General features: G+C 66.1%; 6 protein-coding genes. 5 read left to right on the top strand and 1 reads right to left on the bottom strand.

Annotated features, from left to right (window positions below):
- The first annotated feature begins 90 nt into the window (after positions 1 to 90).
- From RBB16_RS00515 to RBB16_RS00495, 5 genes are all read left to right on the top strand, one after another.
- Positions 91 to 6444, top strand: coding sequence for a type I polyketide synthase (locus RBB16_RS00515; RefSeq protein WP_306044247.1), 6354 nt, complete (start codon positions 91 to 93; stop codon positions 6442 to 6444).
- Positions 6431 to 7429, top strand: a complete 999-nt coding sequence (locus tag RBB16_RS00510; protein WP_306044246.1) for a glycosyltransferase family 2 protein — start codon at positions 6431 to 6433, stop codon at positions 7427 to 7429. Before RBB16_RS00515 ends, RBB16_RS00510 begins: the two co-directional genes overlap by 14 nt.
- A 3-nt stretch (positions 7430 to 7432) precedes the next feature.
- Positions 7433 to 11992, top strand: coding sequence for a MupA/Atu3671 family FMN-dependent luciferase-like monooxygenase (locus tag RBB16_RS00505; protein ID WP_306044245.1), 4560 nt, complete (start codon positions 7433 to 7435; stop codon positions 11990 to 11992).
- Between the two features lie 3 nt (positions 11993 to 11995).
- Positions 11996 to 12727, top strand: a complete 732-nt coding sequence (locus tag RBB16_RS00500) for a 4'-phosphopantetheinyl transferase (protein WP_306044244.1) — start codon at positions 11996 to 11998, stop codon at positions 12725 to 12727.
- A gap of 153 nt (positions 12728 to 12880) precedes the next feature.
- Positions 12881 to 14230, top strand: a complete 1350-nt coding sequence (locus RBB16_RS00495) for a Wzz/FepE/Etk N-terminal domain-containing protein (protein ID WP_306044243.1) — start codon at positions 12881 to 12883, stop codon at positions 14228 to 14230.
- On the opposite strand, the gene RBB16_RS00490 is transcribed toward RBB16_RS00495, so the two are convergent.
- The gene (locus RBB16_RS00490) at positions 14231 to 15148 is read right to left on the bottom strand and encodes a CpsD/CapB family tyrosine-protein kinase (protein WP_306044242.1); all 918 of its coding nucleotides are present in this window, start codon (positions 15146 to 15148) and stop codon (positions 14231 to 14233) included.
- Between the last annotated feature and the right edge of the window lie 16 nt (positions 15149 to 15164).

Below are 15164 nucleotides of genomic sequence, written 5' to 3'. Positions count from 1 at the left end.
CCCGATCCGTGCCTTTGCCCTAAAATCACCAAGATGGGGGGGCAGTCTGACGGTTAATCAACATGCGAAAAAAGCTGGATAAAAGCTGTCATGACCCGAGCAGACCAAGGCCCCGAGATCGGGGAAAACGATATCGCCATCGTCGGGATGGCCGCGCATCTTCCGGGGGCGGAGGATGTGCAGGCCTATTGGCGCAACCTGCGCGACGGTATCGAATCCATCCGCCGGCTCAATCGAGAGGACCTGCTGGCCGCGGGCGAGGCACCGCATCTGATTGACCGGCCCGACTATGTGCCCGCCGCCGCCGTATTGGACGGGTTCGAACGGTTCGACGCCGACTTCTTCGGGCTGTCGCCGAAAGAGGCCGCGATCATGGACCCGCAGCACCGCCAGTTCCTGGAAGTGGCCTGGGAAGCGATGGAACAGGCGGGCCATGTCCCCGATAATTTCGATGGAAATATAGGGGTTTACGCGGGCTGCGGCATGGGCAGCTATTTCTATTTCAACATCTGTTCCAACCGCGATCTGGTGGATCAGACCGGCATGTTCCTGCTGCGTCATACCGGCAATGACAAGGATTTCATGGCCACGCGGGTGAGCCATATCTTTGATCTGCACGGCCCCTCGATCAACCTTCAGACCGCCTGTTCCACCTCGCTTGTGGCGACCCACTACGCCTGCCAGGCGCTGTTGATGGGGGAATGCGACATGGCGCTGGCGGGGGGGGTGACGATCGAGTTGCCGCATGCGCGCGGTTACCTCTTCAAGGAGGGCGAGATCCTGTCGCCCGACGGCCATTGCCACGCCTTCGACCATCGCGCGCAAGGCACGGTCTTCGGCTCGGGCGCGGGCTGCGTGGTGCTGCGCCGGGCAGCCGATGCCATTGCCGATGGCGATCATATTTGGGCCATAATCAAGGGCTCGGCGGTGAACAATGATGGCGCTGACAAGGCGGGCTATCTCGCGCCCTCCGTCGGCGGGCAGGCCGAGGCGATTGCCGAGGCGCAGGCGCTGGCGGGCGTGCGTGCCGATACCGTCGACTATGTCGAATGCCACGGCACCGGCACCTATCTGGGCGATCCCATCGAGGTCGCGGCGCTGACCGATGCGTTCCGCCGGACGACCAAAGCCGTGGGCACCTGCCGGATTGGCTCGGTCAAGACCAATATCGGGCATCTGGACACGGCGGCGGGGGTGGCGAGCCTGATCAAGGCCTCGCTTTCGCTGCATCACCGGCAGATTCCGCCCTCTCTGGGCTATGAAAAGCCGAACCCGGCGATTGGCTTCGAGGGCTCGCCGTTTCTGGTGAACGACCGGCTGACCGACTGGCCCCGCACCGACCACCCGGCGCGGGCGGGCGTCAATTCTCTCGGCGTGGGCGGCACCAACGCCCATGTCGTGCTGGAGGAAGCGCCCGCGCGCGTGGCGTCGGAGCAGTCCGATTTTCCGTTCCAGCTGCTCTGCCTGTCCGCGCGCGGAAAATCCGCGCTGGAGGGGAATGCAGACCGGCTGGCCACGCATCTGGAGGCGAACCCGGACGAAGACCTTGCCGACGTGGCCTGGACTCTGAAGGAGGGCCGCAAAGCCTTCGAACGGCGCCGCGTGGTCGTGGCCGAAACGCCCGAGGAAGCGGCCGCCGCCCTGCGCGAGAACGATCCGCGCCGGGTGTTCACGCATACACTCGTCAGCGACAGCCCCGAGATAACCTTCATGTTCCCCGGCGGGGGTGCGCAATATGCGGGCATGGCGCGCGATCTCTATGAGACCGAGCCGGTCTTCGCAGACTGGATGGATCGCGGGCTGGAGGTGCTGGAACCCAAGCTCGATTTCGACATTCGTGCCCTGTGGCTGCCGGAACCAGGCGATGAGGGTGCCGCGAATGAGCGGCTGAAAACGCCCTCCGTCCAACTGCCGCTGATCATGATCGTGGAATATGCGCTGGCGCAGTTGTGGATGAGCTGGGGGGTGGAGCCGAAGGCGCTCATTGGCCATTCCATGGGCGAAAACACTGCCGCTTGTCTGGCTGGCGTGATGTCATTCGAGGATTGCATCGGCCTTGTCCACCTGCGCGGGCAGCTGATGGATTCGGTCGAACCGGGCGGGATGCTGTCCGTGGCCCTCAGCCCCGAGGCGCTGGCCCCCTATTTGGGCGACGATCTCGATCTTGCCGTGGTGAACGGCCCCGAGATGTGCGTCGCCTCCGGGGCGGATGCGGCGTTGGACCGGCTGGCCGAGCGGCTAGAGGCCGAGGACATCCACTGCCAGCGCATCGCCATCAACATCGCGGCGCATTCGAGGCTGCTCGATCCGGTTCTGGACCGGTTCGGGGATTACCTGCGCTCGATCACTCTGAATGCCCCGCAGATCCCCGTGATCTCCAACCGCACGGGCCAGATCCTGACCGATGCCGAGGCGCAAAGCCCCGACTACTGGGTCAGCCACCTGCGCGGCGCGGTGCGGTTTGCGGACGGGTTGGCGACGCTCGCGGAGACGCCTTCGCGCGTTTACCTCGAAGTCGGCCCCGGCAAGGCGCTGACCTCGCTGGCCGGTCAGCATCCGAAGATAGACGCCAACCAGGTCATCAACTCCCTTCGTCACCCCGATGACGACACCGCAGATGATGCCTATTTCCTGGCCACCCTGGGCCGCATCTGGGCCGTTGGCGGTCAGTTCGACTGGGGCCAGTACTGGGGTGAGGCGCGCAGGAGCCGCGTGGTGCTGCCCACTTATGCCTTCCAGAAAAGCCCCTACTTCATCGAACGCGCCGAGCCGCAGCTTGAGGTCTCAAGTGACTGGCTGATGCGAGAAGATGACCCCGCGAATTGGGGCTGGAAACCCGTCTGGCGGCCGACCTACGCGCCTTGCGAGGTGGATGTTGCGGGCGATCTGTCGGACGCCGCGCGGGAAAGCTGGCTGATCTTTGCGGATGAGACCGGCGTCGCCGGCACATTGGCCGATCGGTTGCGCGCCGCTGGCCATCCCGTGAATCTAGTCACCCCCGGCGATGCCTTCGCGCGCACGAAAACTGGCTTTGTGCTGCCGCCCGAGAGGGGTCGGGAGGGCTATGACCAACTGCTGCGCGCGCTTTCCGAAGAAGGCAAGCTTCCCACCCGCATCGCGCAACTGTGGTTGCTGACCCAAGGGGAACAGCACCGTCCCGGATCGAGCTTCTTCCACCGGATGCAGGAACAGGGGTTCTGGTCGCTCTTCTACCTTGCGCAGGCATGGGCCGATGACGGGCAGGGGGCTCTGCATATCGACGTGGTCACGAACGGTGCCGCGCAGGTCCGCGCCGAGCCGCTGCCGTACCCGTCGAAATCCACGATCATGGGGCCTGCGAGGGTGATCCCACGGGAATTCCCCGGTGTGTCGGTCGCGGTGCTGGACGTGGACCGGCCTGATCCTCTGCCAGTGCTAGAGGAACTACTGTCCGACCCCGCAAGCCGTGTCGCCGCGATCCGCGCGGGCAAACGGTATGAACAGGGCTGGAATCGCGTGAACCTGCCCGAGGCTGACACGCTCGATATCCGCGAAGGCGCAACCGTGCTGCTGACGGGTGGCTATGGCGGCATCGGCACGAGCGTGGCCGAAGAGCTGATCCGTCGCCACAAGGCCAGGATCGTGCTTGTTTCCCGCACCGGCCTGCCGCCGCGCGACCGTTGGCAGACGCTGCTGAAAAACGCCGCGCCCACGGACCGCACCGCCGCCCGCATCCGCGCGGTGGAACGGCTGGAATCCGCCGGGGGCGCGGTGCTGCCGCTCGCCGCCGATGTCTCCAACGTCGAGGACATGCGCGCCGCCGTGGCAAAGGCCGAGGCGACGTTCGGCGCAATAAACGGCGTGATCCACGCGGCGGGCGTCATCGACGACGCGCCTATCCTGGCGAAGTCGGCGACCAGTATCGAAGAGGTCTTCACGCCGAAGATCCACGGCACGCAGGTGCTCGATACGCTCTTCCCCGATGGCACGCTCGACTGGATGGTGCTCTTCTCCTCCAGCTCTACCGCGACCGCTCCTGCGGGGCAGGTGGATTACGTGGCCGCAAACGACTACCTCAACGCCTTTGCCAAATCGCGCAGCGGTGGCAAGACGCGGGTGCTGGCCATCGACTGGGGCATCTGGTCGGGCGTGGGCATGGCCGCCGAGGCGATGCTGGCGCGAGAGGCCGAGCCGCCCGCGCCGGTGCCCGTGACGCTGCCCCTGCTGGATACTGCCGGCTTCGACGCCGATGGCAATCGCCGGTTCGAGGCCCAGTGGCGGCCCGAAAGCCGGTGGGTTCTGGACCAGCACCGGACCAAGGCGGGCGACGCGCTGCTGCCCGGTACCGGCTATCTGGAACTGGTGGCCGAGGCTTTGGAGGGGCAGGGCGAAGACCGCCCGTTCGAGATCCGCGATCTGTGGTTCCTGCGCCCCCTGCGCACCGAAGACGGCCAGACCACCCGCATCCGCCTGACCCTGCCGCGCAGCGATCAGGGCTATGGGCTTCGCGTCGAAAGCGCGCCCGAGGGCGCGGGGTGGGACGTGAATGCCGAGGCGGATATCCGCCTTCTGCCGATGGACCCGCCCGCGCCGCTGGATATCCCGGCGTTGGAAGCCCGCATGGGCACGGCCACCCGCGCTGAACCGGGCGCAAGCCTCACCTCCCCGCAGGAGGCGCATCTGCGCTTCGGCCCCGGCTGGCGCGTGCTGCGCGAAACCCGTCTTGGGCAGGGCGAGGGGCTGGCACGCCTGTCGCTCGACCGCCATGACGCCCGCTGGCGCCTGCCGCCGGGGTTGGTGGATCTTTCCACCGGATGGGCGATGGAACTGATCGAGGGCTACCGCCCCGATGCGCTGTGGGTGCCGGTCAACTATGCCTCGGTCAAGGTCTACCGGGCGCTGCCGTCGGACGTGGTGTCCTACGTCCGCAACGCGGGCGACAACCGGGCATCGGACCAGACCGCAAGCTTTAACATCGCCCTCGCGGCCCCCGATGGCACCGTCTGCGTGGAGATCGCGGGCTTCACGATCCGCCGCCTTGTGGGCAACATCGCCTTCGCCGCCGCGCCCGCGAAACAGGCCGAGGCAGAGGGCCCGCGCCCGCTGTCGCCTGCAGAGGAACGGCTGCGCCACAACATTGCGCAGGGCATCCGGCCTGAGGAAGGCGCGGAGGCCTTCCTGAAGGCCTTGGCAAGCCCGCTGCCGCAGGTGCTGATCTCCTCGCTCGACCTTGACGCGCTGATCGCGCAGGCGGGAACCGAGACCGAGGAGGCGCAGGCGAGCCATGGGTTCGAGCGACCGGAATTGGACAGCGACTTCGTGGACCCCGAAGGGCCTATCGAAGAAACGCTCGCAGGCTTCTGGCGCGACCTTCTGGGCGTGGCGCAGGTCGGGGCGGAGGACAGTTTCTTCGACCTCGGGGGGCATTCCCTCATCGCCGTTCGCCTCTTCGCCATGATCAAGAAGACATGGGCGGTGGACTTCCCCATCTCGGTCCTCTTCGAGGCGCCCACGATTCGCAAGATCGCCGGTCTGGTCGAGGCACAGGGGATCAGCGCCGATCCCGGCGAAGACACCCCGAAACGTGAAGACCCTGCCCGCCGCTTCACCCATCTGGTGCCGATGCATCAGGGGGAGGGAGGGCCGAAAACGCCGTTCTTCCTCGTCGCGGGCATGTTCGGCAACGTGCTGAACCTGCGCCATCTTGCGCATCTTCTGGGCCATGACCGGCCCTTCTACGGGATGCAGGCCAGGGGGCTGTTCGGAGAGGACGAACCGCACCGCTCCGTCAAGGAAGCGGCACGCGACTACATCGCGGAAATCCGGCAGGTGCAGCCGCAGGGGCCCTACATGCTCGGCGGTTTCTCGGGCGGTGGCATCACCGCCTATGAAATCGCGCAGCAGCTGACGGCGGAAGGCGAGGAGGTGGCCGCGCTCATCATGCTCGACACGCCCCTGCCGCAGCGCCGGGAACTGACGCGCGCCGACCGCATCGCCATCCAGATGCAGGAGTTGAAAGCAGGCGGCTTTGCCTACCCGTTCACATGGCTCGCCCGCCGCATCCGGTGGGAATTCGCCAAGCGGCGCCAGAAGCAGGACGATGCGGGCGATAGCCCAGTGTTCCACAATGCTGCGATCGAGGCGGCTTTCCTGGAGTCGGTTGCCAGCTATCATTTGCAACCGTGGCACGGGCCGCTGACGCTGTTCCGTCCGCCATTGGTGGGCAAGTGGCAGCTTGCCGAAGCGCGGCTGGTGAACTCGGAACGTGCCTATGTGACCCATGACAACGACTGGTCGGAATGGGCGCCGGAGCTGAAGGTCTTCGAAGTGCCGGGCGACCACGATTCCATGGTGCTGGAACCCAATGTGCGGGTGCTGGCCGCCCGCATGGGCAAGGTGATTGAGGCCGCCGACCGCGCGCGGCTGGTGGCGCAGGCCTGGGAGGGCAGCCATGCCGCCGAGTGATCCCAAACTTCTGACCGTGGTGCTGAACTGGCGCACCGCCGACATGACCCTGCGCGCCGCCGAAACCGCTCTGCGGGAGATGGAGGGCATCGGGGGCGAGCTGGTGATCGTCGACAACGATTCCCGCGATGGATCCTTCGAGCGGATGGCCGGTGTGGTCGCGGACCGCGCCTGGCCCCGCACCCGCGTGATCGACGCAGGCCGCAATGGCGGCTTCGGGGCGGGCAACAACGTGGGCATCCGGGCTGGCCTGTCGGATGGCAGCCGCCCGGACTATGTCTATATCCTGAACTCCGACGCCTTCCCCGACGCGGGCGCGATCCGCGCGTTGCTGGATCATTTGCAGGCGCATCCCGAGACTGGGTTCGCAGGCAGCTACATTCACGGGCCCGAGGGCGATCCGCACCTGACCACCTTCCGCTTTCCCTCGATCGCGAGCGAATTCGAAGGGGCCGTGCGCCTTGGCCCGGTCAGCCGCTGGCTGCGCAACCGGGCGGTGCCGGTGCCGATCCCGGAGCAGACCACGCGGGTCGACTGGCTGGCGGGCGCGAGCCTGATGATGCGGATGGAGGTTTTGGAGGAAGTCGGCCTCTTCGATGAGAGGTTCTTCCTCTATTTCGAGGAAACCGACCTGTGTCATCGCGCGAAGAACGCCGGGTATCCAACGGATTTCGTTCGGGAAAGCTCCGTCACGCATATCGGGTCGGCCTCAACCGGCATGAAGGAATGGCAGGAGGTTCCGGGCTACTGGTTCGACTCGCGCCGCCACTATTTCGAGAAGACCCATGGCCGCGCCTATGCGCGTCTGGCCACGGCGGCCCATGTCGCGGGCGCTCTGCTGCACCGGCTGCGTTGCCTGCTGACGGGCCGCAAGCCCGCAGACCCGCCGCGCTTCCTGCGCAGTTTGATTTCACACGAGTTTTCAGCGCCCCGACCCGGGGCCACACGCGGCGGCGACCGCGCCGCCCGCCTGACCGGAGGTTGATCCATGTCCCTGTTTTCCTCGCTCATCATCGGCCACGATACGCTGGCACTGAACTGCGCGAAAATGCTGGCGGGCACTGGCCACCCGATCCGCGCCGTTGTCACGCGTTGCCCAGAATTCCGGGCCTGGGCCGAGGCGGAGGGCGTGACGCTGATCGCACCGGGAAGCGGGTTGAAGGACCGGTTGCAGGGAATTGAATTCGAATGGATTTTTTCCATTGCGAACCTCGATATCCTTCCCGCCGACCTGCTGTCCATGGCCGCCAAGGGCGCGGTCAATTTCCATGACGGGCCGCTGCCCGCCTATGCCGGGCTCAACGCCCCGGTCTGGGCGTTGCTGAAGGGCGAAACCACCCATGGCATCACCTGGCACCGGATCGCGGGCGGCGTAGACGAGGGCAATATCCTGGCGCAGCGCCGCATCGACATCGCGCCGGGGGAAACCGCGCTGACGCTTAACACCAAGTGCTACGCCGCCGCGCTGGACAGCTTTGGCGAGGTGATCGCCGCACTTGCCGAGGGGCGCGCAGAGGGCACGGCGCAGGACCTGTCGCACCGCAGCTACTTTGCCCGCGATGCTCGGCCAGAGGCGGCGGCTCTTCTGGATTTTTTCAAATCAGCCAATGAGATCGCGGCCATTGTTCATGCACTGGATCATGGCGGATACTGGAACCCGCTTGCCTGCCCGAAACTCGACACCGGCCGCGAGATTCTGCTGGTCGGCAGCGCGGAGCCGGTCGAGGGCACAGGCGCGCCCGGCGAGGTTATGGAGGTCACCGGCGGCACCGCGACCGTGGCCGTTCCGGGCGGCGCCGTGAGGCTGGGCGGAATGCGGTCTGTTGACGGGGCGCCGGTGATCCTTGCCGATCACCTTGCCGCTGGCACCCGCCTGCCGCTGGCACAGGACCGCGCCGCGATCAGCGCCGCCATCGCCGCCGCCGCCCCTGCGGAAGGCTTCTGGCGCAAGCGGCTCGAGGCCATGCAGCCCGCGACTTTCACCTTCCATCCGGGATCGGGTGAGGGGAAAGCGACCCGTCGGGTCACGCTGCCCTCGTCGCTTTCCGCCACGCAGGCCCTTGCCCGGTTCGCGCTGCTGGCCCTGCGCAAGGGCGAGGGCGGGGCCGTCGACCTCGCGCTCGGACTGCCGATCACATGCCCCGGCTATCTGACCCCGTGGGTGCCGGTTGCCATCGACCCGGAGGGCAGCGTGGCCAAGGCCGAGGCGCGCTTTGCCGAACGGCTGGAGGTTGCCCGCGCCAAGGGCCCCTTCGCTGCCGATCTGCCCGCGCGCATCCCCGGCCTGTCCGGGCTGCCGATTCCCGATTTCGCCATCGGGGAGGTTCCCGGCGCGGCGCTTTGCCTGTCCGAGGACGGCCAGACGCTCACCGCCGATGCCGCCCGCGTCACGGCCCAAGAACTCGACCTCATCGCCGCCCGGCTGGAACACGTGTTGCAGGCGGACCCAACCACCCTCGTTGCCGATCTATCCATCGTGCCTGAATGCGAGCGGAAGAAGCTGATCCATGACTGGAACGCGACGGAAACGGACTATGACCGCGCCCGCTGCATCCACCAGATGTTCGAGGCGCAGGCGGCCAAGACCCCCGACGCCACGGCGCTGATCTTCGAGGGCGAACGCCTGTCCTATGCCGCGCTCAACGCGCGTGCCAACCGGGTGGCCCATGCGCTGGCCGGGATGGGGGTGCGCCGCGGCGATCTGGTGGGGCTGCATGTCCGCCGCTCTGCCGATCTGCTGATCGGGGCCATTGCCATCCACAAAGCGGGCGGGGCCTATGTGCCGCTCGACCCCGATTACCCGGCGGATCGGGTGGCGCTTTATGTCGAGGATAGCGGCGCGCGCGTGATCCTGACCGAGGCCGCGCTGACCCCGCATCTGCCCCCCCATCAGGCGCAGGTGCTGGAGATCGACCGCGACCCGCGTATCGCCGCCGCGCCGGACACCAACCCCGACAGTGGGGTGACGCCGGAGGATCTGGCCTATCTGATCTACACCTCCGGCTCCACGGGACGGCCCAAGGGGGTGATGATCGAGCATCGCAATGTCTCGAACTTCTTCACCGGGATGGATGCGCGGATCGACCACGCGACCGGCGGCGTCTGGCTGGCCGTGACCAGCCTCAGCTTCGACATTTCGGTGCTGGAGCTTTTCTGGACCCTCGCGCGCGGATTCACGGTCGTCATTTCCGGCGATGAAAACCGCACGCTCGTCAGCAATGGCCGCATTGGCCAGACCGGCAGGGGGATGGAGTTCAGCCTGTTCTACTGGGGCAATGATGATGGTGTTGGCCGTGACAAGTACACGATGCTGCTGGAAGGGGCGAAGTTTGCCGATCAGAACGGGTTCTGCGCGGTCTGGACACCGGAACGCCATTTCCACGCCTTTGGTGGGCCGTACCCGAACCCTTCCGTGACCGGGGCCGCCGTGGCTGCGGTGACGAAGAATATCGGCGTGCGCTCGGGCTCTGTCGTGGCGCCGCTGCATCACCCCGCCCGGATCGCCGAGGAATGGGCGGTGATCGACAACCTGACGAACGGGCGCGCGGCGCTTGGCATCGCCAGCGGATGGCAGCCGCATGATTTCGTGCTGCGCCCGGAAAACACCCCGCCCAACAACAAGCCCGCCATGTATGAGGCGATCAACACCCTGCGCGCGCTCTGGCGTGGCGAGGAGGTGGCCTTCCCGATGGCCGACGGGACCGAACACAAGGTGCTGACGCAGCCGCGCCCGGTGTCGAAGGAACTGGCCATCTGGGTGACGACGGCGGGCAACCCCGACACCTGGCGCGAGGCCGGAGAGATCGGGGCCAATGTGCTGACGCATCTTCTGGGCCAGTCAATTGATGAGGTGGGCGACAAAATCAGGATCTACCACGACGCCCTGCGCGCCGGTGGCCGCGATCCGGCGGATCACACTGTCACGCTGATGTTGCATTCCTATCTGGCCAGTGACCGAGATCAGGCGCGCGAGGTCGCCCGTGGCCCGATGAAGGATTACCTGCGCTCGGCGGCTGGTCTGATCAAGCAGTTTGCCTGGGCCTTCCCGGCCTTCAAGAAGCCCAAGGGTGTGAACAACCCGATGCAGCTCGACCTCGGCATCCTGTCGGAGGAGGAACTGGAGGCGATCCTCGACTTCGCCTTTGAGCGGTATTTCAACGACTCGGGCCTCTTCGGCACGGTGGAGGACGCGCTCGACCGGGTGGAGCAGTTGAAGCGCATCGGCGTCGATGAGATTGCCTGCCTGATCGACTACGGGATCGAGCGGCAGAAGGTGCTGGATGGCCTACGCCCCATTGCCGAGGTGCTGAAACGTGCCAATGCGGGCGATGCGCTGGCGGAGGACGATTTCTCCATCGCCGCGCAGATCATTCGCCACGGCGTGACGCATCTGCAATGCACGCCCTCGATGGCGCGGATGCTGGTGGGCAATGACGAGGCGAAGATGGCGCTGGCTCGCGTCAAAAACCTGATGGTGGGCGGCGAGGCGCTGCCCGGGTCGCTGGTGGCGGAGCTTCAGGCCGCGACGGATGCCCATATCGAGAATATGTACGGGCCGACCGAAACCACAATCTGGTCCACGACCCAGACCGCCACGGGCGGCGAGGGGATCACCGGCGTCGGCACACCGATTGCGAACACGCAGGTCTATGTGCTGGACGAGGCGATGCAGCCGGTGCCGATTGGCGTGCCGGGCGAGTTGTTCATCGGCGGCGAGGGCGTGGCGCGTGGCTATTGGCAGCGGCCCGACCTGACGGCGGAGCGGTTCCTCGACGATCCGTTCAAACCCGGCAACCGCGTCTACCGCACCGGCGACCTTGTGCGCTGGCGCGCCGATGGCGGGCTTGATTTCTTGGGCCGGGCCGATCACCAGATCAAGCTGCGCGGCTACCGGATCGAGATGGGAGAGATCGAGACCCAGATCGACGCGGTCCCCGGCGTGCGCCAGTCCGTGGTGATCCCGCGAGAGGATACGCCCGGCAATGTCCAACTGGCGGGCTACTACCTGGAAACCGCGCCGGTCGATCCGGCGGCGATCCGGGCGCATCTGGCGGCGGAACTGCCCGCCCATATGGTGCCCGCGCATCTTGTGCGGCTCGACGCTTTCCCGCTGACGCCGAACAAGAAGATCGACCGCAAGGCGCTGCCCGCGCCGCGCGCCCGCGCCGTCACGCCCTCAAACGTCACGCCGATTACCACGCAGGCCAGCACCGCGGGCCGGATCGCCGCGATCTGGACGAAGATCCTCGGCGTCGAAGGCATCGGCCCGCAGGATCATTTCTTCGATCTCGGGGGGCATTCGCTTCTGGCCGTACAGGCACACCGCGAGATCAAGGGGGAGCTGGGGGCAGAACGCCTCTCGATCACCGATATTTTCCGCTTCCCCGTGCTGTCGGCATTGGCGGAGGAGGTCGACCGGCTGACCAGGGGCGAGCAGCAGGAGCCGGACCCGCAGGCTCCGCCCCCGTCACCCGAGCGCGCGATCAATCGCGCCGAGGCCATGTCACGCCGTCGCCAGATGCGCGCGGCCCGAGCGGGAAGAGGATAGACCATGTTTCGTGATCTCATCGAAAGCGGCTGGCGCGGCGGAACGCTTGGCTATGGGGAGACCCATGCCAGGGAGGCCCATGATTTCTGGCCCGGGGAATCCCGCGCCATGGCCCGCGCGACACCGGCCCGTCAGGCTGAGTTCGCCGCTGGCCGCGCCGCCGCGCGTCATGCCCTTCGCGTGATCGGCATGGTTCCCTATGCGATCCCCATGGGGATCGACCGTGCACCGGTCTGGCCCAATGGCGTTGTCGGGTCCATCACCCATCACGAAGGGCGCTGCATCGCGGTCGTTGCACGCCGGTCCTCGCTGTCAGGGCTCGGTCTGGACCTGGCTGCGCTGGACCCGCTTGCCGAGGATTTGTGGCCGACCGTGTTGACTGACACTGATCGGAACTGGCTGTCAGATCAGCAAAAACCCCTGCAAGGTGGCTATGCGCAGATGATCTTTTCGGCCAAGGAAGCGACCTACAAGGCGCTTTATCCGCTGTCTCGTCGGATCGTGGGATTCGATGCGATGGACATCGCCCCGGATCTTGCCCGCAACCGCTTTACCGCCACGCTGCGCACGCGCTTTGGCCCGCATCGGGCGGGCCGTCGGCTGGAAGGGCAGCTTTTCTGCCGTGACGGGCTGATCTGCACGCTCATGGCACTGCCGCTGTCAACGGAATATGGCGGGAATGTGGCGCGGAATGCCGATTTGGAAATGGAGTGTTTCCAGACCGAAACGGCCTAGTCCTTGGAAATTTGACGAAAAATCACCTAGAATGGGGCGAGGATATGGCAACGCGGGGGCGGTTGCCGCCTCAATTGCAAAGCCCGGTCACGCGGGAGCGATAGCCAGCCTGCCATCCGGCACCTGAAAAATGAACCGAAAGGACTGCCCCCCATGGGTCCGATCACATCAATCTGGGATATCCCGCGCATCCTGCTTCGCCGCATCTGGGTGGTCTTGCTGATTCTGGCCGTGGGGTTGCCGTCCGTTGTGCTCTACGCGCTCAGCCAGCCTCGGGTCTACGAGGCGACGGCGGTCGTGCAGATCGAAGCGGCGCAGGTTGTGGAACGGCTGACCAGCCAGACAGGCGGCGGGGCCGCAGGCGGAACGCTCAACCCCAATAGCGAGCTGGAGCTGATCGAACAGCAGCTGATGTCGCGCGATCATATCATGACGGTTCTGGACGAGTTCGGCATCTTCTCGGGCATCCCGTCGATCACCGAACGCGTCGCGCTGGTGCGCCAGTCTGTCCAGATCATCGAGCTGATCGACCCCGAACAGGCCTGGCGTCCCGATGTGCAGCCTTCCGGGCTGGTGATCACGGTGCGCCTGTCCGACCCGGATATCGCGGCGGCCATCGCCAATCGCTTCCTCGACCGGGTGCTCGAAGAGGCGCAGGAACGGACCTCGGGCCGGACGGCGCGCACGCTGGAGTTTCTGGAGGCCGAAGAGGCGCGCCTGACCGCTGAAATCGAAGAACTGGAGTTTGCCTATTCCGAGTTCCGGCAGGCCAATTCGGCAGCTCTGCCCGCTGCCATTGCCTCGCAGCGCACCCAATTGTCCCGGCTGGAGGAAAGCCGGATCAATATCGAGGAACAGATCATCGAGCTGGAAAGCGAAAGCGGGCGATTGCTGGCCGAGGCCCGGTTGCGGCAGCAGGAATTGCTGAACCAGCGTTTGCAGCTTGTGAATGACGCGATTGCCGAGATCGAGGCGGTTCTGCTAACCGCCCCGGAGGTGGAGCGCCAGACCCATGTTTTCGACCGCCAGCTTGAACAGCTTCAGGGCGAATTGAGCGTGATCACCGAACGCCGCGCGCAGGCGGCCATGAACCAGCTTCTGGAAACCCGCAATCAGGCAGAGCGTTTCGAAGTTCTGGAAACCGCCATTCCGCCGGAGTTTCCGGTGTCGACCAGCCGCAAAAAGCTGGCCATGGCCGGGGGAATGCTGGTGGTGTTCCTTGCAGCCGCTGCGGCGCTATTGCTGGAGATCCTTGATGGACGTCTGCGCAGCGCACGTCAGTTCGAGCGCGAGCTTGGCGTGCAACCGGTCGTCGTGATCCCCAATCTGCGCAGCCAGGGCAAGGTGCGCCGGGGCCGCGTTCTCTGGATCGGGCTGCTGACTGCTGCGGTGGTCGGTGCGGTTGGTCTGGTGCGTGGCTGGTGGCGCGCGATTGCGGATCGTCTGCCTCAGGCGCAGGGTCAGGAATTGGCGGTTGTCATGCGGCGCACGACGCGCGACTGATCAGCCGCCGTAGCCATAGCCGGGTTCTTCGTCGAGCTCGGCCTTGTTCATCACCACCCCCAATATCGGAAGTTCGTCGCCGAGACGACGCTGCACCTCGCGCACATCTCGCGCGCGGGTTTCGCCGCCACCCACGACAAGCAGAACGCAGTCGATATGCGGGCGGAAGGCCAGCACGTCATCCATGGCAAGGGCGGGGGGCAGATCGTAGAGGACGAGGTCGGCGCCGAGCTCCTTCTGCATGCGCGTCAAGACCTCGGTCGTCGTCGGGTTTTGCAACAGCTCCGCGGCATAGGGATCGGTCCGGCCATTGACGCCAAGCGCCAGCTTGTCACCGATATTGAGCATATTGGGCGCGAAGGTTGACAGGTAGGTCGCGGTGTCGATCTCGCCGCGCAGGAAATCCGCCGTGGCAGGCATGTCGCGCAGCCCGAGGATGCGGGCCAGTCCGGGGCGGCGCAGGTCCATGTCGATCAGCGCGGTCCGCAGATCCGACAGGCGTGACAGGCTGATCGCGAGGTTGATGGCAGTAAAGCTCTTGCCATTGCCGGGATTGGGCGAGGTGATTCCGATCCGGCTCCAGCCATGGTCCCGCATGGCCTGCACGATCCGGGTGCGCAGCACGTCAAAGGCCCCGTGCGCCGGGTCGTGGCGATTGGCGGTGATCACAAGGTTGCGGTCGAGGCGGGCCGGTTCTACGGGGATGCGCGGCAGGCGATCCCAAATATCGCTGCGGTTCGAGCGGGCAGACGGCGTCGGGGCAGGGGCCTGGGGTTCGGAGTCATCCGCCTCATTGTCCTGCTCCATCGGACGGTCGGCGGTCAGCGCCTCACGCAGCCGCCGTTCCAACGCCCGGCGGCGCCGGTCGCTGTCACTCAGCCCGTCATCTGGGCCGGTATTGGGGCGGTTGCTGCTCATTTTCACTCAGGTCCTG

This window comes from Nioella sp. MMSF_3534 (assembly GCF_030732985.1).
Classification (GTDB): domain Bacteria; phylum Pseudomonadota; class Alphaproteobacteria; order Rhodobacterales; family Rhodobacteraceae; genus Nioella.
Note: the sequence above shows the minus strand (reverse complement) of the source record. Positions and strands in the feature narration are given on the sequence as shown.